Annotated in this window: 28 protein-coding genes; 12 read left to right on the plus strand and 16 right to left on the minus strand. The window is 66.1% G+C overall.

What is annotated here, in order from left to right:
* Positions 1–21: 21 nt before the first annotated feature.
* The gene (locus AQ619_RS07535) at positions 22–1,794 is read right to left on the minus strand and encodes an O-linked N-acetylglucosamine transferase, SPINDLY family protein (protein WP_084745846.1); all 1,773 of its coding nucleotides are present in this window, start codon (positions 1,792–1,794) and stop codon (positions 22–24) included.
* 216 nt (positions 1,795–2,010) lie between these two features.
* On the opposite strand from AQ619_RS07535, the gene AQ619_RS07540 reads away from it, so the two are divergent.
* Positions 2,011–2,319: a hypothetical protein gene (locus AQ619_RS07540; RefSeq protein ID WP_062146007.1), complete on the plus strand. Its 309-nt coding sequence runs from the start codon at positions 2,011–2,013 to the stop codon at positions 2,317–2,319.
* Between the two features lie 34 nt (positions 2,320–2,353).
* Here AQ619_RS07540 and AQ619_RS07545 read toward each other — a convergent pair whose 3' ends face one another.
* The 3 genes from AQ619_RS07545 to AQ619_RS07555 form a co-directional block, all read right to left on the minus strand.
* Positions 2,354–3,391 (minus strand): oxidoreductase, encoded by a 1,038-nt coding sequence (locus AQ619_RS07545; RefSeq protein WP_062146008.1) that lies wholly within the window; start codon positions 3,389–3,391, stop codon positions 2,354–2,356.
* A gap of 112 nt (positions 3,392–3,503) precedes the next feature.
* Positions 3,504–4,778 carry an MFS transporter gene (locus tag AQ619_RS07550; protein WP_062146010.1) on the minus strand — a complete coding sequence of 425 codons (1,275 nt, stop codon included), beginning with the start codon at positions 4,776–4,778 and terminating at the stop codon, positions 3,504–3,506.
* A gap of 32 nt (positions 4,779–4,810) precedes the next feature.
* Positions 4,811–5,629, minus strand: coding sequence for a 2-keto-4-pentenoate hydratase (locus tag AQ619_RS07555; RefSeq protein ID WP_062146012.1), 819 nt, complete (start codon positions 5,627–5,629; stop codon positions 4,811–4,813).
* Between the two features lie 216 nt (positions 5,630–5,845).
* Between AQ619_RS07555 and AQ619_RS07560 the strand changes: the two genes are divergently transcribed.
* The 6 genes from AQ619_RS07560 to AQ619_RS07585 all read left to right on the plus strand — a co-directional run bounded on the left by AQ619_RS07560 (position 5,846) and on the right by AQ619_RS07585 (position 10,570).
* Positions 5,846–6,214 carry a BlaI/MecI/CopY family transcriptional regulator gene (locus tag AQ619_RS07560; protein WP_062146014.1) on the plus strand — a complete coding sequence of 123 codons (369 nt, stop codon included), beginning with the start codon at positions 5,846–5,848 and terminating at the stop codon, positions 6,212–6,214.
* Positions 6,204–7,103, plus strand: a complete 900-nt coding sequence (locus AQ619_RS07565) for a M56 family metallopeptidase (protein WP_062146016.1) — start codon at positions 6,204–6,206, stop codon at positions 7,101–7,103. The genes AQ619_RS07560 and AQ619_RS07565 overlap by 11 nt, the downstream gene beginning before the upstream one ends.
* A 111-nt stretch (positions 7,104–7,214) precedes the next feature.
* Complete coding sequence (locus AQ619_RS07570; RefSeq protein ID WP_166504187.1) at positions 7,215–7,667, plus strand: hypothetical protein; 453 nt, start codon at positions 7,215–7,217, stop codon at positions 7,665–7,667.
* 422 nt (positions 7,668–8,089) lie between these two features.
* Positions 8,090–9,538 (plus strand): L,D-transpeptidase family protein, encoded by a 1,449-nt coding sequence (locus AQ619_RS07575; protein WP_378109147.1) that lies wholly within the window; start codon positions 8,090–8,092, stop codon positions 9,536–9,538.
* 55 nt (positions 9,539–9,593) lie between these two features.
* Positions 9,594–10,199: a peptidoglycan L,D-endopeptidase MepK gene (gene mepK, locus AQ619_RS07580; protein ID WP_084745848.1), complete on the plus strand. Its 606-nt coding sequence runs from the start codon at positions 9,594–9,596 to the stop codon at positions 10,197–10,199.
* A gap of 23 nt (positions 10,200–10,222) precedes the next feature.
* Entirely contained in the window at positions 10,223–10,570 is a 348-nt protein-coding gene (locus tag AQ619_RS07585; protein WP_062146020.1) for a hypothetical protein, read from the plus strand.
* A gap of 78 nt (positions 10,571–10,648) precedes the next feature.
* On the opposite strand, the gene AQ619_RS07590 is transcribed toward AQ619_RS07585, so the two are convergent.
* The 4 genes from AQ619_RS07590 to AQ619_RS07605 all read right to left on the minus strand — a co-directional run bounded on the left by AQ619_RS07590 (position 10,649) and on the right by AQ619_RS07605 (position 13,318).
* A complete protein-coding gene (locus AQ619_RS07590; protein ID WP_062146022.1) occupies positions 10,649–11,689 on the minus strand; it encodes a substrate-binding domain-containing protein in 1,041 nt (346 codons plus the stop codon).
* Between the two features lie 129 nt (positions 11,690–11,818).
* A complete protein-coding gene (gene arsC / locus AQ619_RS07595) occupies positions 11,819–12,235 on the minus strand; it encodes an arsenate reductase (glutaredoxin) (RefSeq protein ID WP_062146024.1) in 417 nt (138 codons plus the stop codon).
* The gene (locus AQ619_RS07600; RefSeq protein ID WP_062146026.1) at positions 12,232–12,903 is read right to left on the minus strand and encodes an aquaporin; all 672 of its coding nucleotides are present in this window, start codon (positions 12,901–12,903) and stop codon (positions 12,232–12,234) included. The genes arsC and AQ619_RS07600 overlap by 4 nt, the downstream gene beginning before the upstream one ends.
* 43 nt (positions 12,904–12,946) lie before the next feature.
* Complete coding sequence (locus AQ619_RS07605) at positions 12,947–13,318, minus strand: ArsR/SmtB family transcription factor (protein WP_062146028.1); 372 nt, start codon at positions 13,316–13,318, stop codon at positions 12,947–12,949.
* Positions 13,319–13,372: 54 nt separating this feature from the next.
* Here AQ619_RS07605 and arsH point away from each other — a divergent pair, with 54 nt between their 5' ends.
* Positions 13,373–14,092 (plus strand): arsenical resistance protein ArsH, encoded by a 720-nt coding sequence (arsH, locus tag AQ619_RS07610; RefSeq protein WP_062146030.1) that lies wholly within the window; start codon positions 13,373–13,375, stop codon positions 14,090–14,092.
* A 121-nt stretch (positions 14,093–14,213) separates the two neighbouring features.
* Entirely contained in the window at positions 14,214–14,969 is a 756-nt protein-coding gene (locus AQ619_RS07615; RefSeq protein WP_062146032.1) for a phosphocholine cytidylyltransferase family protein, read from the plus strand.
* A 12-nt stretch (positions 14,970–14,981) separates the two neighbouring features.
* Here AQ619_RS07615 and AQ619_RS07620 read toward each other — a convergent pair whose 3' ends face one another.
* From AQ619_RS07620 to AQ619_RS07650, 7 genes are all read right to left on the minus strand, one after another.
* The gene (locus tag AQ619_RS07620) at positions 14,982–15,410 is read right to left on the minus strand and encodes a nuclear transport factor 2 family protein (RefSeq protein WP_062146034.1); all 429 of its coding nucleotides are present in this window, start codon (positions 15,408–15,410) and stop codon (positions 14,982–14,984) included.
* A gap of 26 nt (positions 15,411–15,436) precedes the next feature.
* Positions 15,437–16,201 (minus strand): nucleotidyltransferase family protein, encoded by a 765-nt coding sequence (locus AQ619_RS07625; protein WP_166504188.1) that lies wholly within the window; start codon positions 16,199–16,201, stop codon positions 15,437–15,439.
* On the minus strand, positions 16,198–17,349 hold the full coding sequence (locus AQ619_RS07630) for a hypothetical protein (protein ID WP_062146036.1): 1,152 nt from the start codon (positions 17,347–17,349) through the stop codon (positions 16,198–16,200). The genes AQ619_RS07625 and AQ619_RS07630 overlap by 4 nt, the downstream gene beginning before the upstream one ends.
* Positions 17,349–18,410: an LptF/LptG family permease gene (locus AQ619_RS07635; RefSeq protein WP_062146038.1), complete on the minus strand. Its 1,062-nt coding sequence runs from the start codon at positions 18,408–18,410 to the stop codon at positions 17,349–17,351. The genes AQ619_RS07630 and AQ619_RS07635 overlap by 1 nt, the downstream gene beginning before the upstream one ends.
* Entirely contained in the window at positions 18,407–19,573 is a 1,167-nt protein-coding gene (locus AQ619_RS07640) for an LptF/LptG family permease (RefSeq protein ID WP_062151394.1), read from the minus strand. Before AQ619_RS07640 ends, AQ619_RS07635 begins: the two co-directional genes overlap by 4 nt.
* A 26-nt stretch (positions 19,574–19,599) precedes the next feature.
* Positions 19,600–20,037: an HIT family protein gene (locus AQ619_RS07645; protein WP_062146040.1), complete on the minus strand. Its 438-nt coding sequence runs from the start codon at positions 20,035–20,037 to the stop codon at positions 19,600–19,602.
* Positions 20,038–20,163: 126 nt separating this feature from the next.
* Positions 20,164–21,057 (minus strand): metallophosphoesterase family protein, encoded by an 894-nt coding sequence (locus AQ619_RS07650; protein ID WP_062146042.1) that lies wholly within the window; start codon positions 21,055–21,057, stop codon positions 20,164–20,166.
* A gap of 158 nt (positions 21,058–21,215) precedes the next feature.
* On the opposite strand from AQ619_RS07650, the gene AQ619_RS07655 reads away from it, so the two are divergent.
* Genes AQ619_RS07655 through AQ619_RS07665 form a run of 3 tightly spaced genes read left to right on the plus strand, consistent with a single transcriptional unit; the run spans position 21,216 to position 24,108 of the window.
* Positions 21,216–22,265 carry a CDP-alcohol phosphatidyltransferase family protein gene (locus tag AQ619_RS07655; RefSeq protein WP_084745851.1) on the plus strand — a complete coding sequence of 350 codons (1,050 nt, stop codon included), beginning with the start codon at positions 21,216–21,218 and terminating at the stop codon, positions 22,263–22,265.
* Positions 22,265–23,182, plus strand: coding sequence for a diacylglycerol/lipid kinase family protein (locus AQ619_RS07660; RefSeq protein WP_166504189.1), 918 nt, complete (start codon positions 22,265–22,267; stop codon positions 23,180–23,182). The genes AQ619_RS07655 and AQ619_RS07660 overlap by 1 nt, the downstream gene beginning before the upstream one ends.
* The gene (locus AQ619_RS07665; RefSeq protein WP_062146048.1) at positions 23,179–24,108 is read left to right on the plus strand and encodes a hypothetical protein; all 930 of its coding nucleotides are present in this window, start codon (positions 23,179–23,181) and stop codon (positions 24,106–24,108) included. Before AQ619_RS07660 ends, AQ619_RS07665 begins: the two co-directional genes overlap by 4 nt.
* A gap of 20 nt (positions 24,109–24,128) precedes the next feature.
* Here the strand turns inward: AQ619_RS07665 and spt are convergent, their stop codons facing one another.
* Positions 24,129–25,346 carry a serine palmitoyltransferase gene (gene spt, locus AQ619_RS07670; RefSeq protein WP_062146050.1) on the minus strand — a complete coding sequence of 406 codons (1,218 nt, stop codon included), beginning with the start codon at positions 25,344–25,346 and terminating at the stop codon, positions 24,129–24,131.
* Between the last annotated feature and the right edge of the window lies 1 nt (position 25,347).

Below are 25,347 nucleotides of genomic sequence, written 5' to 3' on the forward strand. Positions count from 1 at the left end.
CCCCGGCCATGCCGGACCCGCCTAGGGCCGGGGCGTCATGGCCAGATAGGCGTCTTCCAGCTGGCGCACGAAGCGCGGGATGTCGAACAGGGGCGCTGTACTGCGGTTCTGCCGGAGGCGATCGCGCAGATTCTGCAGGCGTTTGGGATCCCGCGCCAGCTGCATGGCCTCTTGCTCATAGTCGGCAAGGCTGTCCGTCACGAGTTCCGGCAGGCCGGCCGCCTGCACCAGACTGGCTCCGCCCCGCCCGGCGGCGGTCGTGCCCAGGCAGGTCAAGAGGGGCAGGCCCGCCCAGAGCGCGTCGCTCGCTGTCGTGAAAGCTCCCACCGGCAGGGTGTCGAGCATCAGGTCCGCCGCCTGCAGGCGCGCCAGATGCTCGGCATGGGGCACTCGGGGCGCGAAGACAATCCGGTCATCGGAAACACCCCTTGCCAGGGCTTCGCGGCGCAGATTGTCTTCCTGCAATGCGTTCATTCCCAGCAGCCAGATCACTGACCCTGGCGTGGCCTGAACCAGACGCATCCAGATATCGAAGATGGCAGGCGTGATCTTGTAGGCCGCATGCAAGGCGCAGAAAACAAAGCCGGCGGAGGGCAGTCCCAGAGCATCGCGGGGAGGGACCGGGCCGACCGCAGCCCGGCGGCTGTCATTGGGCTGGAAGCCGTCTGGCAGGCGAACCAGCCGTTCCGTGCAATAGGCCTCAGTCCCCGGCGGAGCCGTGACAGGGTCCGCGATCAGATAGTCGACAAAGCTCGCCCCCATGGTGCCGGGAAAGCCCAGATAGTTCACCTGGATGGGGGCCGAGCGGTAGGCGAGGATCTGGGGGCGGGCACGGTCCGTATAGCCTTTCAGATCGATCAGGATGTCGATCTGGTCGGCGTGAATGGCCTTGGCGGCATCCCTGGACGAGAAGGACTCCAGATCGCGAAAGTGATCGAAGCTGGCCCTTATACGCGCCTGGATCGGCGTGTCGTCCCGCGGACCGTAGGAATAGCCGTAGACCTCAAACCGCGACCGGTCGTGAAGTTCGAACAGTTCGGCCGTCAGATAGGAGGTGGCGTGATCGTGGAAGTCGCCGGACAGATAGCCCAGGCGCAGACGGTCGCCGGACCTGGCCGGGCGCGACGGAAAGCTCTGCTCATGTGGGAGCTCAAAGGCTCCGGCCCAGACCAGGGCGCAGGCCTGCTGTTCGGCCTGGTCCGCACGGGTGTACAGCAGGGTGAAGGGATTGAGCCGATGACCGGTCGCCGCCAGGTCCCGGAGGCGGTCGTCTTCCTGATCGAAGTCGCTCCAGTCACAGGAGGAGCGTTTGACTCCGACCAGGCTGGGCAGGCTGGCCGGATGGTCTGGATCCAGTGCGTGCGCGCGTCGAATGGCCGGAAGGGCAAGGTCCGGCCGCCCTCCCGAACTGTAGATCGTATGCAAAAGCCGGTGGATCTCCGGCGCATCGGGCCTGAGGGCTGCCGCCGTCTGAGCCGCTGCGAGCGCCTCGTACAGCTGGTTGCCGTGATGAAGCACGCGCGCCAGATTGAGGTGCGCTTCAAAGAAGGTGGGGCGGACCGCTACGGCCCGGCGGAACAGCCGTAAGGCGGCAGTCTCGTCGCGCCGTTCCAGGGCAAGGACTCCGAGGCCGTTCATGGCGGCGGCATTGGCCGGGTCTTGTCGCAGCATCTTGCGGTAGATGTCCCGGGCGCGCTCCCACTGCTGATTGCCAAGATGCGCGGCGGCACGTTCCGACGGAGAGGGTCTTGTTACGCGGGTCGGCACCATACTCGAACTCTGGGGGCGGGCCATTCGCCTGGGGCCCGTGGACGACTGAACTGGCCCTCCTTGTAGGGCCTGTCGGTGGGCTCGCAAGGGCTAGTTCCAATAGGTTGTCATTGTTTACTTAGGGCTCGGGGCTGGCCCGCCGCAAGATGCAGTCCTCACCGCAAACCCGCCCGGCCTTAAGGTTTCACTCATGACCTTCACGAACGCTTCCTAGACACCTGCCGCCCTACGGTATGGTCCATGTCAGACGTGGATTCCTTCCTGCAACAGCCCATTGAGCGGCGCGCCGAGAGCCGCCGGGCCTGTCTGTTGCGCGGAGATGTGGTCATTGGAGGAGGTCGGGCCGAGCCGGTGGCGGTTCTGGACCTGACCGCCTTTGGGGCCCGGGTGGCCATGCGGCGCACCCTCCTGCTGCCGACCCGGCTTCTGCTGCGCCTGACTCTGATCGACAGTGTGGTGATCTATGACGCCGAACTGCTGTGGCGGCGCGGCCTTGATGCCGGCCTGAACATATCAGGCCGACGGGAGATCAGCGGCCGGGCTCACTAGGGTCCAGAGCTCTCGCTGTCTTGGCCGCAGGTGGTCAAAGATCGATCTCGCGTCGCTCCGCTGCGCTGCGCTGGGCTGCGTCGATGACCTCCATGACCAGAAGTGCCTCTTCAAGCGTCACGGGCGGCGGGCTGCCCTTGCAGATCGCCTCGCGGATGCCGGCATAGAAGTGGTCATAGCGCCCCCGCAGGGGCTGGACCGCGGTGCTGATCGGTTCGTCGTCCTCCAGCTGGATCAGGACGCCTGGCCGCTGATCGGCCCCATAGGCCGGTGAGCCGGGGGCCATGCCGGCCTTCAACTGATCTTCCTGGGCGTCCAGGCCGCTCTTGATGAAACTGCCGGCGGTTCCATGCACGGCCAGGCGAAGATTGGTCGCCTGGGTCATCTGGCTGGCATGCAGCAGCACCCTCAGGCGCGGATAGCGCAGGAGCAGGTGGAAATAGTCGCCGGCGACGCCGCCCTCTTTCTGGATTGCGACATCGGCATAGACAGCCTGGGGCTTGCCGAACAGCACCAGGGCCTGGTCGATCAGGTGGGGGCCGAGGTCCAGCAGCACGCCGGCGCCAGGCTTTTCACGCCAGCGGTCCCGGACCGTCGGACGGTGGCGGTCAAAATGGCTCTCGTACTGGACGATCTCGCCCAGATGGCCCTGGTCGATCAGAGCCTTGAGGGTCAGGAAATCGCTGTCCCACCGCCGGTTCTGGAACACGCTGACCAGCCGGCCGACCTTGCGGGCGTGGTCGGCGACGGCGCGGGCCGCCTCGAGGGTCACGGCAAAGGGCTTGTCGATGACGACGTGTTTGCCGGCCTCGAGAGCGGCATGGGCCTGATCCGCGTGCAGGCTGTCGGGTGTGGCGATGACCACCAGATCGATCTCTGGATTGGCTAAGGCCCGTTTCAGGTCGCCGGCGACCACCGCGACTTCCGGAAAGTCTGCCCGCACCTTGGCCGCATCGCTTGAGACGACCGTGTGCAGCTCAAGACCGTCGGTGGCGGTGATCAGGGGTGCGTGGAAGGTCTTGCCGGCGAGGCCGTAGCCGACCAGTGCGACCTTCAGCGGGGCGGGGGACATGGCAAACTCCTGACGTCGAGGCCCGGCATAGGTCGTGACTCGGCCTGGGACCAGAAAAAAGCCCCCGGCGCGTTGGCACCGGGGGCTTTGCATTTCTGGATGCCGTGAAGATCTAGATCTTCACCGGCTCCATCTTCGGGGTCAGCAGGTGCACCACCAGCAGGGCCACCAGATAGGCGCTGCCGGCCACGATGAAGATCGGGGTGTAGGTGCCGATCTGCTCAAGGACCTTGCCGATATACTTCGAGAACACCATGCCGCCGACGGCTCCCAGCATGCCGCCGATGCCCACCACCGAGCCGACGGCTGCACGTGGGAAGACGTCGGAGGGCAGGGTGTAGAGGTTGGCCGAGAAGCCCTGGTGGGCTGCGGTGGCGACGCCGATGATCAGCACGGCCAGCCAGACGCTGTCCGCAAAGGAGGCGAACATGACCGGCACGGCCAGCAGGGCGCAGATCAGCATGGTGATCTTGCGAGCCTTGTTGATGCTCCAGCCCATGCTCATGAACTTGGAGGACATCCAGCCGCCGCCGACGCTGCCGACGTCGCTGAGCAGATAGATGGCAATCAGCGGCGGGCCGAAGGTCTTGAGGTCCAGGCCGTAGCGCTTGCCCAGGAAGTCAGGCAGCCAGAACAGGAACATCCACCAGATGGGGTCGATCAGGAACTTGCCGATCGAATAGGCCCAGGTCTCGCGCTTGGTCAGCAGCTTGATCCAGGGGATTTTCTCCACCGGATCGGCTTCGTCCTGTTCGATATGGGCCAGCTCGGCCGCGCCGATCTTTTTATGCTGGCGCGGCGTGCGGTACATGATCAGCCAGATCGGCAGCCAGACCAGGCCGACAACGCCGGTGACGATGAAGGCCATCTGCCAGCCCCAGGTCAGCACGATGGCCGGCACCACCAGCGGGGTGACGATCGCGCCGATATTGGTGCCGGCATTGAAGATACCGGTGGCGAAGGCGCGTTCCTTCTTGGGGAACCACTCGGCCACGGCCTTGATGCCGCCCGGGAAGCCACCGGCCTCGCCGATGCCCAGACCCATCCGGGCAAAGATAAAGCCGTTCAGACCCTTGGCCCCGGCATGGGCGATGTGGGCGACCTGCCAGATCAGGAAGGCGATGCCGAAGCCCCAGCGGGCCCCGATCTTGTCCATGATCTTGCCCCAGACCAGATAGGCCACGGCATAGGACAGCTGGAAGTAGAAGACGAGGTCGGCATAGTCGCCTTCGCTCCAGCCGAACTCCTTGGACAGGTCCGACTTCAGAATGCCGATCGTCTGCCGATCGACATAGTTGATGACCATCGCCACGAACAAGAGGCTGACGATCACCCATCGATACCGACCGATCTTCTCGGAGGGCTCGGGGGCCTTTGGGATGACCATTTACTCGTCTCCTTACCCTGAATTGTCGTTTCTTATTGTGCCGGGACGGCGATGCACTCCACTTGTCCCAGGGCACCAAAGCTAACCCGTGCAGCATCCCCGGCGACCACATCGTGGATGCCGGTGCTGGCCCCGGTTGTGACCAGCATGCCCTTCTTCAGCGGCCGGCCGCGCGCAGCGACATGGCCCAACAGGAAGGCCAGGGCGGCCAGGGGCGAGCCGGGGATCGAGGCCGCCGTGCCCGTGCCGACGACGATGCCATTGATCGTGGTCTCGACGGCCATGTCCTCCCAGGCGATGTCCCGCCAGTTGGCCAGCACCGGGCCCAGAATCTGGCCGTCATTATTGCCGAAGTCCGAGGCCACGATGGGCGGGCCAAGGACATTGATCGTGGCCAGGGGGCTGCCGGCGATCTCGACGCCCAGGATCAGGTCGCCGACATAGTCAGCGGCTTCTTCGGCGGTCCAGTCGGTCTTGTCGGCGGGCGCATCCTTGCCCAGGCGCACGATGAACTCGGCCTCGACGGCGGTGAAGCCGCCCTCGATGGCGCGGAAGGGCGTAGGGGCCGCGGCCGCTTCCCAGAGCTTATTCTTGAAGATGCAGCCGGCGAGACGCTCGGCCCCAAGTCGGGCCTGATGCTGCGGCGGGACATAGCCGACCTTCCAGCCGACCAGTTCATCTGGCCATGCGTTAATCGCAAGGTCCTGTACCGCATAGCCTTCGGCCATGGTCTCGGGCAGCACGCCGCCTGGATAGCCGGCAACCGACGTGCCGGCGAGGCGGGCCTTGACGAACTGGGAAGCAATCGAAGCCGGTGCGAACACGTCGCTCTTGGCCGCTGAAACGGTCACGCCGCTTTTCCTCCCTATCGTCACTCAGTCACCCGTTTTCGGGGGTTGAAACGTCTGTAATGGAAACCGGTGTCATTGACAATGAGGAGGATGGTTACCGGTGGACAAAGCCAGATCCGGCGATCCTGCGGGGCCCTTTGCCGTCGTCCCGCCGCGATCGCTTGACAGGCTGGGATGCAGGTATAGCGTCTGATCGAATTACGGATGTAATGAGCCATGCATATTACTTCAGCCGAAAGCCACGTCATGGAAGCGCTCTGGCGGCGCGAGCCACTGACGGCCGATGAACTGGTGGCCGAGGTCGGGACCAGCCAGTCCTGGGGCGAGGCGACGGTCAAGACCCTGATCAACCGGCTTCTGAAGAAGAAGGCCATCAAGTCCGAGCGGGCCGAGGGCAAGCACGGCTACCGGCCGATGATCGCCCGCAGTGTCTATGTCCAGGCTGAAAGCCAGGGTCTTCTGGACCGCCTTTTCGAAGGCCAACTGGCCCCGATGATCAGTCATTTCGCCCAGCATCGCGCGCTGAAGGCCGAGGAGATCGCACGGCTGAAACGTCTGATCGAGGAGCTCGAAGATGGCAGCTGAGATTCTGACCCATCTGATCTTTGGCAGCCTCGCCTCCAGCCTGGCGATCCTGCTGGTGCTGGGCCTCCGCCGCCCGGCGCGGGGCCTGTTCGGAGCGGAGGTGGCCTATCTGCTGTGGCTGTTGCCCTTGGCAGCCGGACTCGCGGCCCTCTTGCCGGCGCGGGCGGCAGAGCCGGGCGCCATGGCGACACCCCGGTTTACGATCCCGACTGAACATGCGCCGATGCTGGGCGGTGTCTGGCTGGCCGGTATCGGCCTGACTGTGATCCTTCTGGCCTGGAGCCAGGTCCAGTTTCTGCGCCGTGCGCGGGCTGGTCAGGCCGGGCCGGCCGTGGTCGGCATCCTTGCACCGCGCATGGTGGTGCCGGACGACTATCAGTCGCGCTACTCCGAGGCCGAACGGGGCTTGATCCGTGCCCATGAGCGCGCGCACATCGAGCGGCTGGACCCCCGTATCAATGCCCTGATGGCGCTGATCCAGTGCCTGGGCTGGTTCAATCCGCTGGTGCATCTGGCCGTACGGGAGGCGCGCCTTGATCAGGAGCTGGCCTGTGACGCCCGGGTCATGGGCCGACAATGGCGCGCGCGGGGCCTCTATGCGCGAACCCTGCTGAAGACCCAGCTCGGTGCGAGGGGGCTGCCGTTGGGCTGCCACTGGCCGGCGGGCGAGCCCCATCCCCTGGAAGAACGGGTGGCCATGCTGGGTCGACCGCAGCCGTCTCTGCATCGCGCGGCCCTGGGGGGCGTCCTGGTCACGGCGCTGAGTCTGACGGCCGCCGTCGCGGCCTGGACAGCGCAGCCCCTCGGCCCGCCGCGCCCGGCCGCCGCCGCGGTCATCTGGCCGGAGGTGGTGGTCTTTGCCCGTATGTCCGTGTCACTCGAGCCCTAGGCCGGGGCGCGAGCCCAGATCCGGCCGTCGACCTGAGCATGACCTGGCAGGTAATTGTTCAACTGCGGCCGATCCGACAGCCTGGGTATCAACTCAAATCGGGAGAGAGCGATGTCTGGGTTTTGGCGTAACTGGTTGATGGCCTGGTGCGGGTCGGTCGTCCTGTTCGGCGCGGTGCTGGTGGGCGGCGGGTTCGAGGCCACGAGCGGGCCGGTCCGGTTGATCTTTGGCTTTCTGGACGGACCCATGCCGCTGGATCTCAACGCCCAGATGCGCTTCAGCCTGGCCCTCATGGGCGCGGTTTCCATCGGGTGGGCGGTCACTGCCGCCGGCATGATCCAGGCTGGACTGCTTTTGGGCGAGCGCGGCCGGCCGGTCTGGCTCTGGCTGACCGCCGGTGTTCTGACCTGGTTCATCATCGACACCCCGATGTCGATCGCCACCGGTTACGGTTTGAACGCCCTGCCGAACCTGTTTCTGCTGGTGACCTTCCTGCTGCCCATCCTGCGCAGCGGTGTCTTGCGGGCTCCGCGCCATGGGGAAGCCGGCGACCCCAAAGGCTAAAGCCGAGCCGCGCGGCCGGTGCCTTGGCCTCCAGGACTCCCGGGCATCGAAGTATCGCCGTGTCACTGAACCTGGGTGAGGTTGTTCAAGGTGCAGATGCAGCAAGGGCCTGGTCGTGAGCCGAGCAAGGCTCGCGGTTAAACGGTCTGCAGGGTGAGGCCGGGCGCGGGGCGGCGGGAGTACAGACCCAAACCCCTGTGTGGCTTCCCGGTTCCTGCGGCGCAAAAACAACCCCCTCGACCGGCCAGGGGTTCGCCTTTCACGATACTCGCGTTGACGGCGACCCGTTCGAACCGCCATTTGGTAAACGCGCGAACGGTTCGCGTGGCAAGGTGTTACGAGATCCTGTGACAGTGAACGGCTTGTCCCGAGTTGGGTGTGCGCTGGCCCTGGCCGCGCTGTGTCTTGTGGCGGGAGGGGGCGTGCAGGCCCAGCCTCAAGCGTCGTCTCTACCGGCCCTGCGTCCGGTGCCGGGGACGCCGCAGCAGCCGCTGGCCTTTCCCACCAGTCCCTATGCTGTGGCCTTGCGCAGCGATCAGATCGAGCTGCTCGGCCGGATCCTGGCCGAGGCTCCGACTCATGGATTCGAGTCGACGGCCTATGTCCCGGACCAGGCCCTCGCCCTGCTGGCGTCGCGCGATGTTGCGGCCCGGCAGGCGGGGCAGACCCAGCTGATCGCCCTGACCCTGGCCTATGCCCGGTCCGTTCGCTCGGGCCGCTTGCCGCTGGCCAGTTTTCCCTATGACTGGGGCCTGCGGCCAACCCCCTATGACCCGGGTCCCGACTTTGTGCAGGCTGTCGCCCAGGACCGCCTGGCGGCCTGGCTGGACACCCTGCCACCGCCCTATACCGGCTATCAGACCCTGCGCCGGGGCCTGGTAACCTATCGCGATATCGCGGCGCGGGGCGGCTGGGCCCTTTTGCCGGCGGGCCCGGAGCTCAAGCTGGGGTCCACCGATCCCCGGGTCATCGCCCTCGAGGCGCGCCTCGCTGCAGAGGACACCACGGTTGCCGTCGATGGTGTCGCCCTGTTCGACGAGGCCCTGACCCAGGCCCTGATGCGGGCCCAGAAACGCTTTGGCCTCAATCCCAACGGCGTACTCGACAAGAAGACGCTCGACGCCCTCAATACCCCGGTCGAGCGGCGTCTGGACCAGATCGTCGCCAATATGGAACGCTGGCGGTGGCTGCCCCAGGTGCTGCCGGCCGACCGCATCCAGGTCAATATCGCCGCTGCGGTCCTGTCGGTCTTCCACCATGATGTTCCGACCCTGACCATGCGGGCCGTGACCGGCCGTCCGGGGGACGAGACCCCGATGCTGTCGTCCAGCATCCACAGCCTCGTCCTGAACCCGCCCTGGAACGTGCCGTCCTCGATCGCCTCGCGGGAGCTCTGGCCCAAGGAGCGGGCCAATCCGGGCTATCTGGCCCGCAATGATTTCATCGTCATCCCGCTGGAAGGCGGGGGCTCGCGTCTGCAGCAGAAGGCGGGACCCAAGGCGGCGCTCGGGCTGATCAAGTTCGATTTCGCCAATCCCTATGGCGTCTATCTGCATGACACGCCCAGCCGCGCGCGGTTCGCCAGCTTCAGCCGGCTGGCCAGCCATGGCTGCGTGCGGGTGGAAAAGCCCGTCGACCTGGCCCGGGCCGTGCTGGAGGGTAGCCCTGTCTGGACGCCGCAGCTGGTGGACGAGACCATCGCCAGCGGCAAGACCGTGCGGGTTCCGCTCCCGCAGCAGATGGCCGTCTATCTCCTGTACTGGACGGCCTATGTGACCCCGGACGGCCAGGTCAATTTCCGCGACGACCCCTATGGCTGGGACCGCCTGCTGGTGCAGCGGATCGCCGCAGCCCTGAGCGGCTCAGCTTGACCTTCTGGTTCGCCTGGGGTGTCCTGCCGGCAGTAGAGTGTCGGAGTAGGGCGTCATGATCGCACGGCGGAGGCTGTTTCAGCTGGGCTTGAGCGCCCTGGGGGCCGTTTCGGTGGCCCCTTCGGCCCAGGCGCAGGAAGACATCATCGGTGCCCTGCTCGAGGCGAATTCTCCTCGGCCCGCGGTGCTCCGTCCGCCCGTTGACGCTGCGCCGCGGCAGATCGCTCTGCACAACTTGCACACTGAGGAAAAGCTCCAGGCGGTCTACTGGGAGAACGGGACCTATGTGCCCGACGCTCTCGAGGCTCTGAACCGGGTGCTTCGCGACCATCGCACCGGCGAGGTGGCCCCGATGAACGTGCAGCTGTTCGACCTGCTGACCGATCTGCATCGCAAGACAGAGACGACGGCCGCCTTCCAGGTGATTTCCGGTTATCGTTCGCCGACCAGCAACCGCCTGCTGTCGGAGCGCAGTGGCGAGGTCGCCAAGCGCAGCCTGCACATGGACGGCAAGGCCATGGACATCTATCTGGAAGATGTCGCCCTGGAGCATCTGCGCGCCGCCGCACTCGATCTCCAACGTGGTGGCGTCGGTTATTATCCCGACAGCAAGTTCGTGCACGTCGATGTCGGGCCGGTCCGGCGCTGGCAGGGAAGTTGAGCCCGCAAGGGCAGGGGGCTGGAATGAGCGCTGAGCGTCGTAGCAATCCGTTCGGATGGATCTTCCTGGGCTTCGTCGTGGGCGTCATGGCGACCTTCGGCACCATCCTGTTCCTGACGGCCGGCCTGGGCGGCTATGATCAGGGCTCGGACGAGCAGCGCACGGCCGCCGATTCGGCGGCCGCCGAGGCCCTGGTTGCCACACGCGCGGGCCCGGAACCCCGCAAGGTCGAGGCCCCCGTGATCGCGCCCGCGCCCGCCGTTGTCGATACCCCGGTCCGGGAAACACCACCCGTCGATGCCCAGATGGCCGAGGACGCCGCTGCCGCCGGCATGACCTCGCGCCCGGCGACGGATCAGCCGACCAACTAGCGTCCTCTCGGGCTCAGCCTGCTTTACGCCCGGCGGGCGGCGTCACCCCGGAGCTTGGGTCCGGGATGACGCGCCAGATCAGGACTTCGGGGCCGCCATGACCGGCAGGGTCTTGGCCTTGGCCTTGTTGGCGTCATGCTGCTGGGGGGGCAGAGGGATCAGGCCCCGCGATTGCAGATAGCCGCCCCGGCCCGTGGCCGCGTCCGAGGTGAATTCGTTGACGAACTCCTTGAGGCCCGGGGTCACGCCGATCTGGCTCTTTTTCACATAGATGAAGAGCGAGCGCGAGATCGGGTAGGTGCCGTTGGCGATCGTCGCCACCGTCGGCTTTACGCCGTTGATGCTGGCGGCCTTGATGGTGTTGGCGTTCTGCTCGAGGAACGAATAGCCGAACACGCCCAGGGCGTTGGGGGTCTTCTGGATGGTACCGACGACGGCATTGTCGTTCTCGCCGGCATCGATCCAGGCCCCATCGCCGCGCATCGGTGAAACCTTGGCCTTGAAAGCCTTTTCGTCGCTGTCCTTCAGCTTGGCCAGGGGCGGCAGCTTGCTAGCGCCGTTCTCGATGGCCAGTTCAACCCAGGCATCGCGGGTGCCGGAGGTGGGCGGCGGGCCATAGGCCAGGATCCGGGTCTTGGGCAGGCCCGAATTGACCTCGTTCCAGGTCTTGAAGCTGTTCTTGCCCAACTGTCCGCCGCGCAGGGTCTGGTCGGCCAAGCCCAGATAGAGATGCTCCAGCTTGAAATTGAAGTCCGGGGTCTTCTTGTCCATCGCCACGACGATGCCGTCGAAGCCGATCTTCAGCTCGACGATGTCCTTGACGCCCGCCTTCTGGCAGGCCTGAAACTCGGACTTCTTCATCGGACGCGAGGCATTGGCGATGTCGGGATACTTCTCGCCCATGCCGCCGCAGAACATCTTGATGCCGCCGCCGGTGCCCAGGCTTTCGACCTTGGGCGACTTCTTGCCGGTCTTCTTTGCGTAGTTCTCGGCCACGCGGGTCGAGAACGGGAAAACTGTCGAGGACCCAGCGGCCCAGACATAGTCGCGCGCGGCATAGGCGGAATCGGCGGCGGCCAGCATCGCAAGGGCGGCGGTGGCTCCCAGAAGCTTGTTCATGACATGTATCCCGTATCGTCGGCCGGCGGCATCCGTGGCCTTGGTCAGCGGGCTAATGTCACAGTTTGATGACGGTTTCGCGACATCTCCTCCGTAGTCGGAGGGATTCGTTGCCGTAACCAGGAAACCCTATTCGCGCGTCACCACTTCACCGTCTTCCTTGGTGAAGGTCTCGGGGGCCTTGTCCAGCAGCGCGTAGACCCGTTCGGAGGGTCGGCAGAGAGCCACGCCCTTGGGTGTCACGACGATCGGGCGATTGACCAGGATCGGGTGCTCGACCATGGCGTCGAGGATCTGGGCCTCCGTCGCGCCGGCCTCCAGCAGGCCCAGCTCTGCGGCGGGCGACCCCTTTTCACGCATCAGGTCGCGCAGGGTGACACCGGCTTCGCGCGCCAGGTCCTTCAGCTGTTCGTGGGTCCAGCCGGCCTGAAGATAGGCGATCACCGACGGCGTGTAGCCGGCGGCTTCGACCATCGCCACCACGTTGCGCGAGGTGCCGCAGGCGGGGTTGTGGAAGATCACCACGGGGAAGTCAGCATTGCTCATTGTACGGAGTTTTCTTTCAGGAGCCAGGAGAAGACAAGCCCGGCCGCCGCAGCGCCCAGGGCCTGTCCGAGCAGAAAGCCCGGGATCGAGGTCGGGGCTATGCCGGCGAAGCTGTCGGTCAGACTGCGGGCCAGGGTGACGGCCGGATTGGCGAAGGCGGTTGAGGCGGTGAACCAGTAGGCGGCGGTAATGTAGAGGCCGACGGCCGCGGGGACGACCTGGGGGCTGAAGCGCGAGACGCCCAGTATGGTCGCCAGCAGGCCAAAGGTCGCCACGGCTTCCGAAAACACCTGGGCCGGGCCGTCGCGCAGCCTGGTCGAGACCTGCAGGATAGGCGTCTCGAACATCAGATGGGCCATCCAGACCCCAAGCAGGGCACCCAGAAGCTGGGTGCCGATATAGAGACCGGTATCGCGCGCCGAGATCTCGCGTCGCGCGGCCATGACCAGGGTCACGACCGGGTTGAAATGCGCACCGCTGATCGGCGCGAGAACCGTGATCAGCACGATCAGGGCCGCGCCGGTCGCCAGTGTGTTGCCCAGCAGGGCGATCGCGTCATTTCCACCGGAGAGACGCTGGCCCATGATGCCGGAGCCGACCACGACGGCGAGCAGCAGCGCCGTTCCCAGGGCCTCTGCGGCGAGGCGGCGGGTCAGGGAGAAGGCCATCAGTCTTGGATTTTGCCGATTTCGTTGAGGCGGACCTGGGCCGTCATGCGGTCTCCAGTTCGGTCAGGCAGGTTCCATCGCAGGCCGTGGCCCGGGCGAGAATGTCGCTCAGCGGGGCGCAGATCTCGGGCGAGCCGCCACAGCAGTCTTCCATCAGAAAGCCCAGCAGCCCCTGCATGGCACCATAGTCGGCGGTGTAGATGATTGAGCGGCCTTCACGCCGGGCGTGGATCAGGCCGGCATGATCGAGGATCGACAAATGGCTAGACAGGGTGTTGGGCAGCATGTCCAGGCGACGGGCGATCTCACCGGCAGCAAGGCCGGCGGCCCCGGCCTGGACCAGCATGCGAAAGGCCGACAGCCGTCCGCCATGGGCGAGGGCTGAAAGACTTGCAACGGCGCTGTTCATTTCCATATTTCGACGATAGTCGAAGTATATGACATTGTGAAGCTGTCCTGTGGAGTGCCCATGACTGATTTCCCCGCCCTGGATCCCCGCTATCTGGCCCAGGCCGATGGTGCCGCCCTGGCCCCGGCCGGACCGGAACATCCGCCGCGGATCCTGTTGCTCTATGGATCGCTGCGGGAGCGCTCGTTCAGTCGGTTGCTTGTCGAGGAAGCCGCCCGCATCCTGCAACGCCTGGGGGCCGAGACCCGGATCTTCGACCCGCGCGACCTGCCGGCACCAGACTCGGTCGATGCCAGCCATCCCAAGGTGCAGGAATTGCGCGCCCTGTCGCTCTGGTCCGAGGGCCAGGTCTGGTGCAGTCCCGAGCGCCACGGGGCCATTACCGGCGTGATCAAGAGCCAGATCGACTGGATTCCGCTGGAGATGGGCAGTGTGCGCCCGACCCAGGGGCGAACCCTGGCTGTCATGCAGGTCAGCGGCGGGTCTCAATCCTTCAATGCGGTCAACACCCTGCGTCTGCTGGGCCGGTGGATGCGGATGATCACCATTCCGAACCAGTCGTCCGTGGCTATGGCCTGGAGGGAGTTTGACGATAACGACCGGATGAAGCCCTCATCCTATTATGACCGCGTGGTCGATGTGATGGAGGAACTGGTCAAGTTCACCCTGCTGACCCGTGGCCATGCCGACCATCTGGTCGATCGCTATAGCGAACGGAAGGCCCGGGGTGACGCCGCACCTCCGAACGCGCCGTCGGCGGCCGTAGCGGGTGGGGCCTGAAGGAGGTTTTCCGCTCCCTGTCGGGCGAGCTCGCTGGCCCTAGGTGGTGGCGTCGCTATCCTGTAGTTTCCCGTTCTGAATCAGATGCCGACACGTGCGGCGAGAAGTGAATCGAGTCGCCGTGGCGCATCCGACCAAAGCCATCATCCTGAGCGCAGGCCAGGGCAAGCGCCTGTCGCCCCTGACCGACACCCGGCCCAAATGCCTGGTCGAGCTCTCGGGCCGCACTGTCCTGCACTGGCAGCTGCGCCATCTGGGCCAGGCCGGCATCACCGAGGTTGTGGTGGTGACGGGCTTTGCCGCTGACACGGTCGAGCGCGAGATTGCCGGACTGGATCTGCCCGGCATGACCGTGCGGACCCTGTTCAATCCCTTCTTCGGCCTGACCGACAACCTGGCCACCTGCTGGCTGGCCCGGCATGAAATGGTCGGCGATTTCCTGCTGCTCAACGGCGACACCCTGTTCGAGCCGGCCATCGCCGAGCGACTGATCTCGGCCCCGCCGGCCCGGATCACGGTCACCATCGACCGCAAGGCCGGCTACGATGCCGACGACATGAAGGTGGCGACCGACGGCCTGTCCCTGCGGGCCATCGGCAAGACCATCGAAACCTTTGATGCCGAGTCGATCGGTTTCCTGCGCTTCGATCCCGAGGGCGCGACCCTGTTCACCGGCATTGTCGAAGCCGCTCTGCGGACGCCCGAAGGCCTTAAGCGCTGGTATCTCAGCGTGATCAACCAGATCGCCCAGGACCATGACGTGGTGCGCGTGCAGTCGATCCAGGGGCTGGATTGGGCCGAGATGGACTTCCCCGAAGACCTGCCGCGGAATCGCGAGCTCGCGGCCTCGTGGGTGGCAGAGCGGGTGGAGGCCTAGGGTCGCTCCGGCCTATTTGTAGGCCGGAATGATCCCGCCCAGGCGCTTGCCCATCTCCTCGGCTAGGGCCTGAACGCCGTTTAGCGGCCGCATCATGACCTCGAAATCCACGATCCGGCCGTCTTCGTCGAAGCGGACGAAGTCGATCCCCTTGACCGCCTTGTCACCGACCCTGGCGCTGAACTCGAGCACGACGTTCATCCCGTCCTCGGTCGTGGCCTGCCGGTGATAGGCGAAGTCGGTGAACACGGTCAGCACGGTGCTCAGCGCCAGGACCACAGCGTCGGCGCTCTTGTAGGGCTTGAAAGCCACCGGCGAGCGGAAGGTCGCGTCGGGATGGACGATGGATCTCAGGTCGCCTAGGTCGCCCTTGGCGACCATGTCATGCCAGGCCGCCAGACTTCTGGCGGCGGCAGGGTGCAGTTGGGGCAGGTCAGTCATGGGCGTCTTCCCTGGGTTCGCGACGTTCAGCGCTCGATGATCGTCCGGACCAGATCCAGGTCCGACGGCTTGTCCACATCCACCGCCGCCAGGCCGTAGGACGAGCGCACGATGGCGGCCTTGACACCTGCGGCCCGGCCCAGACGCTCCAATGTCTCGTCGATGGTCATCAGGCCCAAAAGGTAGCGGACCAGCATGACCGGGCCGAGCAGGGCGGCGATCTTCCAGGGTTGCTTGCGGAGGGCCTCGGCCTTGCGCCAGAAGGCCACGGCGTTCAGGGCAGTCTCGGTCTTCAGCAGGAAGAGATTGCAGCCGGAATAGCCGCCGTCCCTGAACCGCCAGTAGGTGCGCTTGGTCTCCGGCGCGGCCGCGCGGACGACCGCTTCCGGTGCCATCAGGACAGCGATGTCTGCGTCGGCCGGGGCCTTGGCCAGGAACTCGGTGATCCATTCGGCCTGCAGCAGGGCATGGTCGACGGTTGTCACCAGCAGCGGCGTGCCCATCAGGCTGGCGGCGTCATGGACGCTCTGGCTGGGACCGCCGGCGGCGGGCAGGGGAGAGGACTTGGCAAGGTCGGCCAGGGCTTCGACCACGGCGATGTCGGAGGTCGATACCCCGATCCGCGTTGCGCCGGCCTGATCCAGAGCCCGGATTACCCGCGTCAGAAGGGTCTCGCCGCCCAGCACGATCAGGCCCTTGTGACTGACCCCGGCATAGGCGGCGACCGGATCGGTCCCGCCGCGCGAACCGGCCAGAACCAGGGCCTGAAAGATCCCTTCGGAAGCGCTCAAAGCGCCTTCTCGTAGATGCGATAGGTCTTGTAGATGGTCGCGCCCATGGCTTCGGAAATCCGCCGCATCGGCAGGTTTTCCTCCAGGACCCAGGAGAATTCGAACCGCTTGTAGCCCAGGGCCAGGGAGGCGGTGCGCCCGGCGTTCATCAGGTGAAAGGGCAATAGCTGGCCGCGCATGGTCTCGGCGAACTTGCGCTTGACGCCCATCAGCGGCACCCGCGCCGAGGTCAGGCCCCGAACCTTCAGCCGCCACAGCAGCTTGGCCCAGCCGAAGGGCAGCAGCTTGCCTTTCAGGTCGGCGATGGCCTCGTTGACATTGGGCAGCAGCACGATGAAACCGGCCGGCTCGCCGTCGATCTCGGCAAACAGGGTCATCCTTTTCTCGATGACGGGCTTGAGGGCCTTGGCCAGCTGCCGGGTCTCGGCCTCGGTCGTGGGGACAAAGCCCCAGTTTCCGGCCCAGGCGTCGTTCAGGATCGCCGTCAGGGAGACGACCTCCTCGTCATAGCGGCTCATGTCCAGTTCGCGCAGCACGACCCCGGCGGGCAGGCCGCGCCTGACCCGGCGCACCACCACGTCCGGCAGGTCTGCGGTCGGATCGCAGACATAGGCATAGACGTCCTTGGCCTTGGCATAGCCCTGGTCCTCGACCCGGGCTCCGGTATAGGCCGGATCGTGACCCATCATGACCATCGGCGGCGTGTCGAAGCCGTCGACCAGCAGGCCGACCTCCTCGTTGATCGACAGGTTGAAGGGACCGAGTGACCGGGTGCAGCCGCGGTCACGCAGCCAGTCTTCGGCCGCCCGGAACAGTACCCTGAAAACAGCCGGATCATCCTCTGCGGCGATCAGGCCGAAATTGCCGGTCTTCTGGCCCTCCGCCTGAGGGGCCAGGGCGTCGATCTGGGCGCTGATCCGGCCGACAATCCGGCCCGCGCGTTCAGCCAGAAAGAGCTGGACCTCGGCATGTTCGAAGAACGGATTGGTCCGGGGAGACAGGGCCTCCTCCCGTTCCATCATCAGGGGGGTGATCCAGTGGGGATCACCGGCATTGAGGCGGGCCGGAAGCCGGATGAACCGCGCCAGCTGGGCGCGGGTGCGAACCGGGATGACCCTGAGGTCGGCGTCTTGCGAGTCGAACGGCATCAGCCCTCCAGATTGATCAGGGCGTTGATCGCCAGGGCCCCAAACACGACCGGCGCGCCCAAGACGGCCAGGACCGGCGAGATCGCGCCGCTTTCGCCGAGGGCCGACAGCAGGCCGTCGACGACGAGGAACACCAGCCCGGCCGCCAGTCCGGCGGTCAGGAGGACGGCGCCCTGGCGGCTGCGGAAATTGGCCAGGGCAACCGGCGCGCTGAGCAGGAGCATGACCAGGGCGCCGAAGGGCCCGGCAAAGGCCCCCAGAAGCCGGGTTTCGTAGTAGCTGGGTGGCCGGTCGGTGCCGCCATTGAGCAGGGCGCGCCGGGCCGAGCCCGCCGATGGGGCCGGATTGTCCGAGAACAGGGCCTGGACATCGACGGGGCGCAGGGCTGACGGCCAGGTCATCTGGCTGGCCGTGACCGTGTCGGTCCTCTGGCCGGAAAAGCGGGTTGTCGTCACTTTCGCCAGGCTCCAGGCCTTGGCGGTATAGGTGGCGGACTGCGCATCGACCCGTTCAATCAGCTGTCCGCTGGTGTCGCGGCGATAGACCTTCACGGCCGCGAGGGCATGGCCGTCGGCGGAGGCGCTGGCGGCCGTGACCAGGTCGTCGCCGACCCGGAAGCTGACAGGACCGCTCGCCTTGCGATCGGCGGCGGGGGTGTGGGCCTCCCACCAGGCATTGAGGATCGGATCCGTACACGGGGCGATCCACTGGGCGCAGGTGAAGTCCAGCAGCATCATGGCTGCGGCCGCCGGCGCGGCCATGGCCACAATGCGATAGGCCGAGATGCCTGCAGCGCGCATGGCGATGATCGCGCTTTCCCGAGCCATTTGCGAAAAGGCAAACAGGCCGCCGGCCAGGACGCTGATCGGTGCGATCTGTTCGACCAGTCGCGGCGTGCGAAGGGCGGCGTAGTAGAGCACTCCGCCCATGCCCAGGCCGCGATCGAGGATGTCGGTCGTCACTTCCAGCAGGTCGAGGACCTGAAGAATGCCCATCAGGACGGCGGCGGCCGCCAGGATCCGGGTGGCGGTAACGCTCAGGACATAGCGCTGGAGGCTCATGATGCGGCCTTCCGGCGGGGCGTGACCAGGCGTCGGACCTGATCGAGGGTCTGGCCTATCCGGCGCACCACACGGCTGATGGGGGTGTCGCCGGGGCGCTTCAGACTGCCGACAAACATCCAGACGCTGAAGCCGGTGAACAGCAGGAACGGGCCCCAGATCGCCAGGATCGGGTTGGCCTTTCCGCCCTCGGCAAGGCTTTGGCCGAGCTGCAGCGAATGCTGGAAGGCCAGTAGCAGGAGACCGGCCACGATCAGTCCCGGGGTGCGATTGCCGCGCTTGGCAGCAAGGCCCAAGGGAAAGGCCAGTAGCGGCAGGAAGGGCAGGAAGGCGGCCCGGGCAAGGCGGCCATAGAGCTCCGCCAGCAGCGTTTCCTTGGGCAGGACCGAGGTGTTTGATGCGGCCTGCCGAGCCAGTTCATTGAGGGTCAGCTCGCGCTCGTCACCGCCCCGGGCCCGCAACAGGGTCGCCGCGCCCGCCAGGGGCAGCTCGGTGGCGAACTGGTCGAAGGCCAGGGTGCGATAGGCACCGGCAGCGTCCTGGCCGATCCTCTGGCCGCGACGCAGCAGCAGGGTGACCTTGTCGCCGGTCGGGCTGGCGCTTAGAGTTGCGGTCTCGGCCGTGATGACCTCCTCGCGGCCCTTGTCGTCGAGCCGGCGGATAAAGACCCGGGTCAGGCTCTGGCCCGCCGGATCGGCATCGTCGGCCGTCATCAGCAGGTTGTCCTCGTCGATAAAGGCCCCGCCGGACAGCCGACCGTTCCAGCCCGCATTGACGGCCTCGTGCATCACCGAGCGATAGGCATAGCGGCTATAGGGCTGGCTGTAGCCGAACAGGGCGACGCTGAAGAGGCTAAGGACCAGGCCCACACAAACGAAGGGAATGACGATCCGGCTGAGCGACTGGCCACTGGCCAGCAGGGCGTCGATTTCGGAATCGTCGGACAGTTTGGTGATGACGATGAACAGGGCGACGAAGAAAGCCACCGGCAGGGCCAGACCCAGATAGTGCGGTACCAGATTGGCGGCCAGCTCGGTGACATAGCCGAAGCGGGCACTGCTTTGCGACAGGGCGTCGAGCAGGCGCAGGATGCGCTCCAGCAACAGGGCGACGACGGTCACGCCGAGGCAGCCGACCATCGGCCAGGCCACCAGCTTGAGCATGTAGCGATCGATCAGGCGCAAGACGGTCACGCGGCCGACCAGGTCTTGGCGAGCAAGGCCGCGAGGTCCGCAGCGGCGGCGGCGTCGAGGTCCACAGTAGCCCCCAGAGCCGGCGCGGCCGGCCAGCCGGCATCCACGAAGGCACGCCCCGCATGGACCCGCTCGCCGCTGTAACGGGGAATGACGTGGAAGTGCACGTCGCGGTCGACCATCATCAGCATCAGATAGTTGATCTTCTCATAGGCCACGACCTGTCTGAGCAGGCGCTCGATACCGTCGATCGCCAGCTTCAGGTCGCTGAAGGCCGCCGGGCTCAGGTCGGAAAAGGCCTCGGCCCTGTCCTTGTAGACCAGGACCAGCGACCCGAAGGTCGGTTGCTTGGGACGGACGAGAACCAGCCAGTGGTCGGTTTCGGCGACCTTGTTGTCGGGATAGCCGAAGGCCAGGGCGGTCGGATTGCTCATGGAAAAAAGGTTCGCCTCTTGGCGCTGACCGCCGCCGATTCACAATAGGCACCCGGCCTTTTTCAGGGAAGGGCGATCCGCAGGGAATGTGACGATCCTGTTGCGGCCAGCCTTCAGCCCTGAGGTTCAGACCAGACTGTAGCGTCCCAGCTCGGTGGGGCTGCCGGTTACAGGATCAAGGCCGCGGGCGATCACGCGGATTTTGGCCGGTCCGGAGCCTTCCCTGATGATTTCAATGGCATGCCAGCGCGCGGCGGGGTGCTTGCCCCGCCCGACCGCCGAGGCGGAGGGCACGCCGAGTACCGGAATGTCACGACCGTTCGGGCCGGCCAGGGTGGTGACCAGGGCCTCATGGGCGTGGCCATGCAGAATCAGCTCAGCGCCATGGCGCTGCAGGATGGCCTGGAGCGCCGCCTGATCGTCCAGTGCCTTGCGTCGTGACACCACGCCCGGAACCGGCGGGTGGTGGATCAGCACGACCCGGACCAGGTCGCGATCGGCCAGATCGATCAGCAGGGCCTCCAGCCGCGCCAGCTGCGCGTCGCCCAGTTGGCCCGTTGCGAGGTGAGGGGCGGTCGGCACGGCCGAGCACAGGTTGATGATCGCCACACCGTCACGCAGGCGCAGGCGGGGAAAGTCCCCAGTCTCACCGTCGCCGAGCCAGTCTGACCAGGTCGAGAACCGGTCGGATCGCGGGCTAGCGACCAGGGCGTCGTGGTTGCCGGGGCTGAGGGTCACGCCCTCGGCCGGTCCCAGGCCGGACAACCATTGGCGCGCGGCATCGAACTCCGCCTTTGAGGCGAAATTGGTCAGGTCGCCGGTCAGGGCAATGTGGTCTGGCGCATGGGCCTGGATGTCGGCGACAAGGGCCGCCAGCACCTCCGGTTGATGCTCCCGCCGCTTCCGCCGCCAGGCGATCCGGCTGAGCAGACGCTTTGAAGCCAGGTCGCGCCAGCCAAAGGCCCCCTTTGGTGGCGGTAAATGCGGATCTGACAGGTGAGCGATACGGAAAATAGACAAGTCTGGGCCACGGATTCTGGTCAGGGGGCCGCGAAGCGGCTTATCAATCGCCACGGCTTTTACAGGGTTCTCGCACATTGACCGACGGAAGTAATCAGGACGGCGCCGCGAGGCGGACGGCGATCACGATCGGCGAGGCCTCGACGCGGATCTGGGGCATGAGCTCGGCCGAGCGCCTTTCGCGCATCTATGGACGTGTCGGCCTGGCCGAAACGACCGCCGATGCGCTGCCGGCCTCGGGCGAGGTGGTGATCGTCGATGCCGGCTGGGTGTTCGACGAGGCGCTGATCCGCGCCCTGGCCGGTCGGTCGGGCGTGGCCATGGTGGATGACAGCGGTCGGGTGGTGGCGGCGCATCTGCCGGTCGGTCAGGCCACAGGGGCGGTGGCGGGCGACCTTGCTGGCCTGCCGGCCGAGATTCCCCACCTGTCCGCCCTGGACATCGGTTCATCCTACAACAGCGAATTGCGCAAGCGCGAGCCGCCGGTGCTGGAACGCCTGACACCCGAGACGGTCGACGCCGTCGAGAAGCGGCTGTTCAAGGGGTCCTACAAGGGGGTCACCGATCTGGTGACGAAGTATGTCTGGCCTGCCCCGGCCCGCGTGATCACGCGCTGGTGCGCCCTGGCCAGGATCACCCCCAACCAGGTGACCTTCGCCAGTTTCCTGATGGTCCTGGCCGCCTTCGCCCTGTTCTGGACCGGTCAATACGGCTGGGGCCTGGTCTGCGCCTGGATCATGACCTTCCTCGACACGGTCGACGGCAAGCTGGCCCGGGTGACCCTGACCTCGTCGAAATGGGGCAATGTCTTCGATCACGGGATCGACCTGATCCATCCTCCCTTCTGGTGGTGGGCCTGGCTGGTCGGCCTGGGCTCCCTGGGCCTCTCGCCGCCCCATGCCGGACTTTTGCTGGCCATTGTGGTTGGCGGCTATGTGGCCCAACGGGTGGAGGAGGGCATCTTCCTGGGCCTGTTCAAGGTCGAGATGCACGCCTGGCGCCCGTTTGACAGCTTCTTCCGGCTGATCACCGCCCGGCGGAACCCGAACCTGCTGTTCCTGACCGCCTCGACCCTGGTCGGTCGTCCGGACGTCGGCTTCATCCTGGTCGCAGCCTGGACGGCGATCTGCTTCGTTGTCCATGCGAGCCAGATCGTGCAGGGCCTGCTCACGCCCAAGGGCGGCGTTACGTCCTGGCTTTCCCGCTGATGAAGGTTGGTGTCGTCCACAACCCGCGCAGCCACGCCAATATGGGGCGTAGCGCCGACTCGTGGGCCCCCGACGATGTGATGCTGGTCCGGCCGGCCAGCCTGGAGGCGCTCACGGTCGATCTCACGGCCTTTGCCGCCCGAGGAGTGGAACTTCTGGTGATCGATGGCGGTGACGGCACCATCCGCGATGTGCTGAGCCTGCTGCCCAATACCTTCGGTGACGCGCCGCCCCTGATCGCCATCCTGCCGTCCGGAAAGACCAATGTCCTGGCCGTGGACCTGGGCATACCGTCTGACCGGAGCCTGCAGGACGTGCTGATCGCGGCCCGCTCGCCTCGGGCGGTCATCAAGCATCGCGCGCCCCTTGAGGTCGCTTGGGATGATGGGCGCTCGCCCCTGCGCGGCTTTGTGTTCGGGCTTGGGGCGTTTGTGCGCGGTACGACCATGTCCAGGACCGTCAACCGCATGGGGGCGTTTCACGGCCTTTCGGTCGCCCTGACCGTAGCCGGAGCGGCCGTCGGTGTGCTTTTGGGCGGCGCGCGCGATCACTGGCGGGCGGGCGTGCCCCTCAGCCTGGCGATTGATGAGCAGCCGGAGACGGACCAGCCGCGCTTTCTGCTGATGGCCACAACGCTCAAGCGCCTGCCGCTCGGTCTGAAGCCTTTCGGGCCGCCGCGCGAAGGCCTCAAGTTTCTCGACGTTGATGCGCCGCCTCGTCGGCTGCTTCCGGCCCTGGCCTTGCTGCTGGGCGGTGGCGACGCCAGCTGGCTTCCGCGCTTCGGCTATCGGCGCGGCGACGCCCGGTCGGTCCGTGTCGTGACCGGCGAATCCTTCGTGGTCGACGGGGAGGTCTATGACTCCAGCGGTGGCATGACCGTTGAGCTGGGCGCACCCCTGAGGTTCCTGGCGTCGTGACCAGCCAGGTCCTGGCCATGATCGAGGCCGAACTGCGCGCGCCCGCGCCGGCGCATGCCGTGGCCTATGCCCAGCGACTGGTGAGCGCCTTTGAAGATCCGGTAGCCGTCCTGTTCTATGGGTCCGTGCTGCGGACGGGAGACCTGGACGGGGTGATGGATTTCTATGTCCTGACCCGCCAGGCCCGTCGGGGCTGGCGCGGCGTGCTGGCGCGCAAGCTCTGGCCGGATGTCAGCTATCACGAGATCGAGCACGAAGGCCGCATTCTCCGCGCCAAGGTTGCGGCCATGACTGTCGACCAGTTCAATCTGGCGGCACGAGGCCACGAGATCGACACGACCATCTGGACGCGGTTTGTTCAGCCCTCGGCTCTGGTCTGGTCTTCGGATCCTGAGGTCGAGCCCATCGTCATCGCCGCCGTTGCCGAGGCGACCCATTCAGCGGCGCGTTTCGCGGCCGCTCTGGGACCCGTCGAAGGCCCTTCTGAAGCCTATTGGTCGGCGCTGTTCCAGCAGACCTACAAGGCCGAGTTTCGGGTCGAACGCGGCGGGCGCGAGCAATCCATCCTGGCCTTCGATGCGGGACGCTATGATCGCCTGCTGGTGTCGTGCTGGCGCGAGCAGGGTTTGCTCGACATCGTCTCACCGACCTCGGTGCAGCCCAATCTGACCGAGGAGGCCCGGAGCCGGTTCGGGCGCGCCTGGCAGGTGCGGCGGCGGCTGGGCAAGTCCCTGAACGTGGCGCGCCTGATCAAGGCGGCCTTCACGTTCGAGGGGGCCGCGCGTTATGCGGCCTGGAAGATCGAGCGCCATACGGGTGTGGCCGTGCCCCTGACGCCCTGGCGCGAGAAGCATCCGGTGCTTGCGGCTCCGGGCGTGCTGTGGCGGCTGTGGCGTGCCCAAAGGGCGCGAAAGGCCGAGACCTGAGGTCCCGGCCTCTCTGACCGTCAGGCCGTGGCGCGCTGGCGCTGGTTGTCGATCAGGCCCATGGCGGACCCAAGATTGGCGAAAACGGCCAGGACCTTGTCGATCTGTTCGGGGGTGTGGGCGGCGCTGACGCTGGTGCGCAGCAGCGGCCGGCTGTCAGGCGTCGCGGGCGGCAGGGCCAGGTTGAGATAGACCCCGTTCTGCAGCAGGGCGTTCCACATGCCGATGGCCCGCTCCTGGTCAGGCATGGTGATGGCCACGATCGGGCTGGCCGTCGGTCCGGTCTGGAAGCCCAGGGCGGTCAGGCCGTCATACAGCTGACGGGCATTGGCCATCAGGCGATGACGCAGTTCGGGCATCTCTTCCAGACGCTTCAGGGCCACAAGGGTGGAACTGACTACGGCAGGAGGCAGGGACGCGGTGAACATGTAGGGACGGCAGACGACCCGCATGACGTCGAAGTCGTCGACATTGCTGACACAGAAGCCGCCAATGGCACCGAGGCTCTTGGAGAAGGTGCCGACCACGAAGTCGACATCGTCCTCGACGCCTTCCTGTTCGGCCAGGCCACGGCCGTTCTCGCCGAGAACACCCATGGAATGGGCCTCGTCGACCAGCAGATAGCCGCCCAGCTCGCGCTTCACGGCGGCGATCTCCTTGAGCGGCGCAGTGTCGCCGATCATGGAATAGATGCCCTCGACGACGATCAGTCGCTCGCCGGGCAGATCCTTCATTCGCCGGAGGCGCTTGTAGAGGTCTTCCGGATCATTGTGGCGGAAGCGGATGACCTCGGCATGGCCCAGGCGGGACCCGTCATAGATGCTGGCGTGGCTGTCGGCGTCCAGGATCAGGTGGTCGCCGCGTCCGACCAGGGTCGACAGCACGCCCAGATTGGCCTGGTAGCCGGTGGTGAAGACCATGGCGTGCTTGCGACGATAAAACTTGGCCAGGGCCTGCTCGAGTTCGACATGGGCTTCGAAGCTGCCATTGGCGATCCGCGAGCCCGTCGTTCCCGTGCCACGCTCCTGTACGGCCTTGACCGAGGCGGCGATGCTCTCGGCGTCAAAGGTCAGGCCCAGATAGTTGTTGGTGCCCAGCAGGATCGTTGGGCGGCCGTCAATGACGCCCTCGGTCGGTGAAACCACCTTGTCGAGTCGAACGTTGAAGGGATCGGCCCCAGCTTGCCGGATCGCCTGGTAGGCGTCGCGATAGGCGAGGTGTTTGTCGAACAGCCCCATA

It is taken from the genome of Caulobacter henricii (genome assembly GCF_001414055.1).
Classification (GTDB): Bacteria; Pseudomonadota; Alphaproteobacteria; order Caulobacterales; family Caulobacteraceae; genus Caulobacter; species Caulobacter henricii.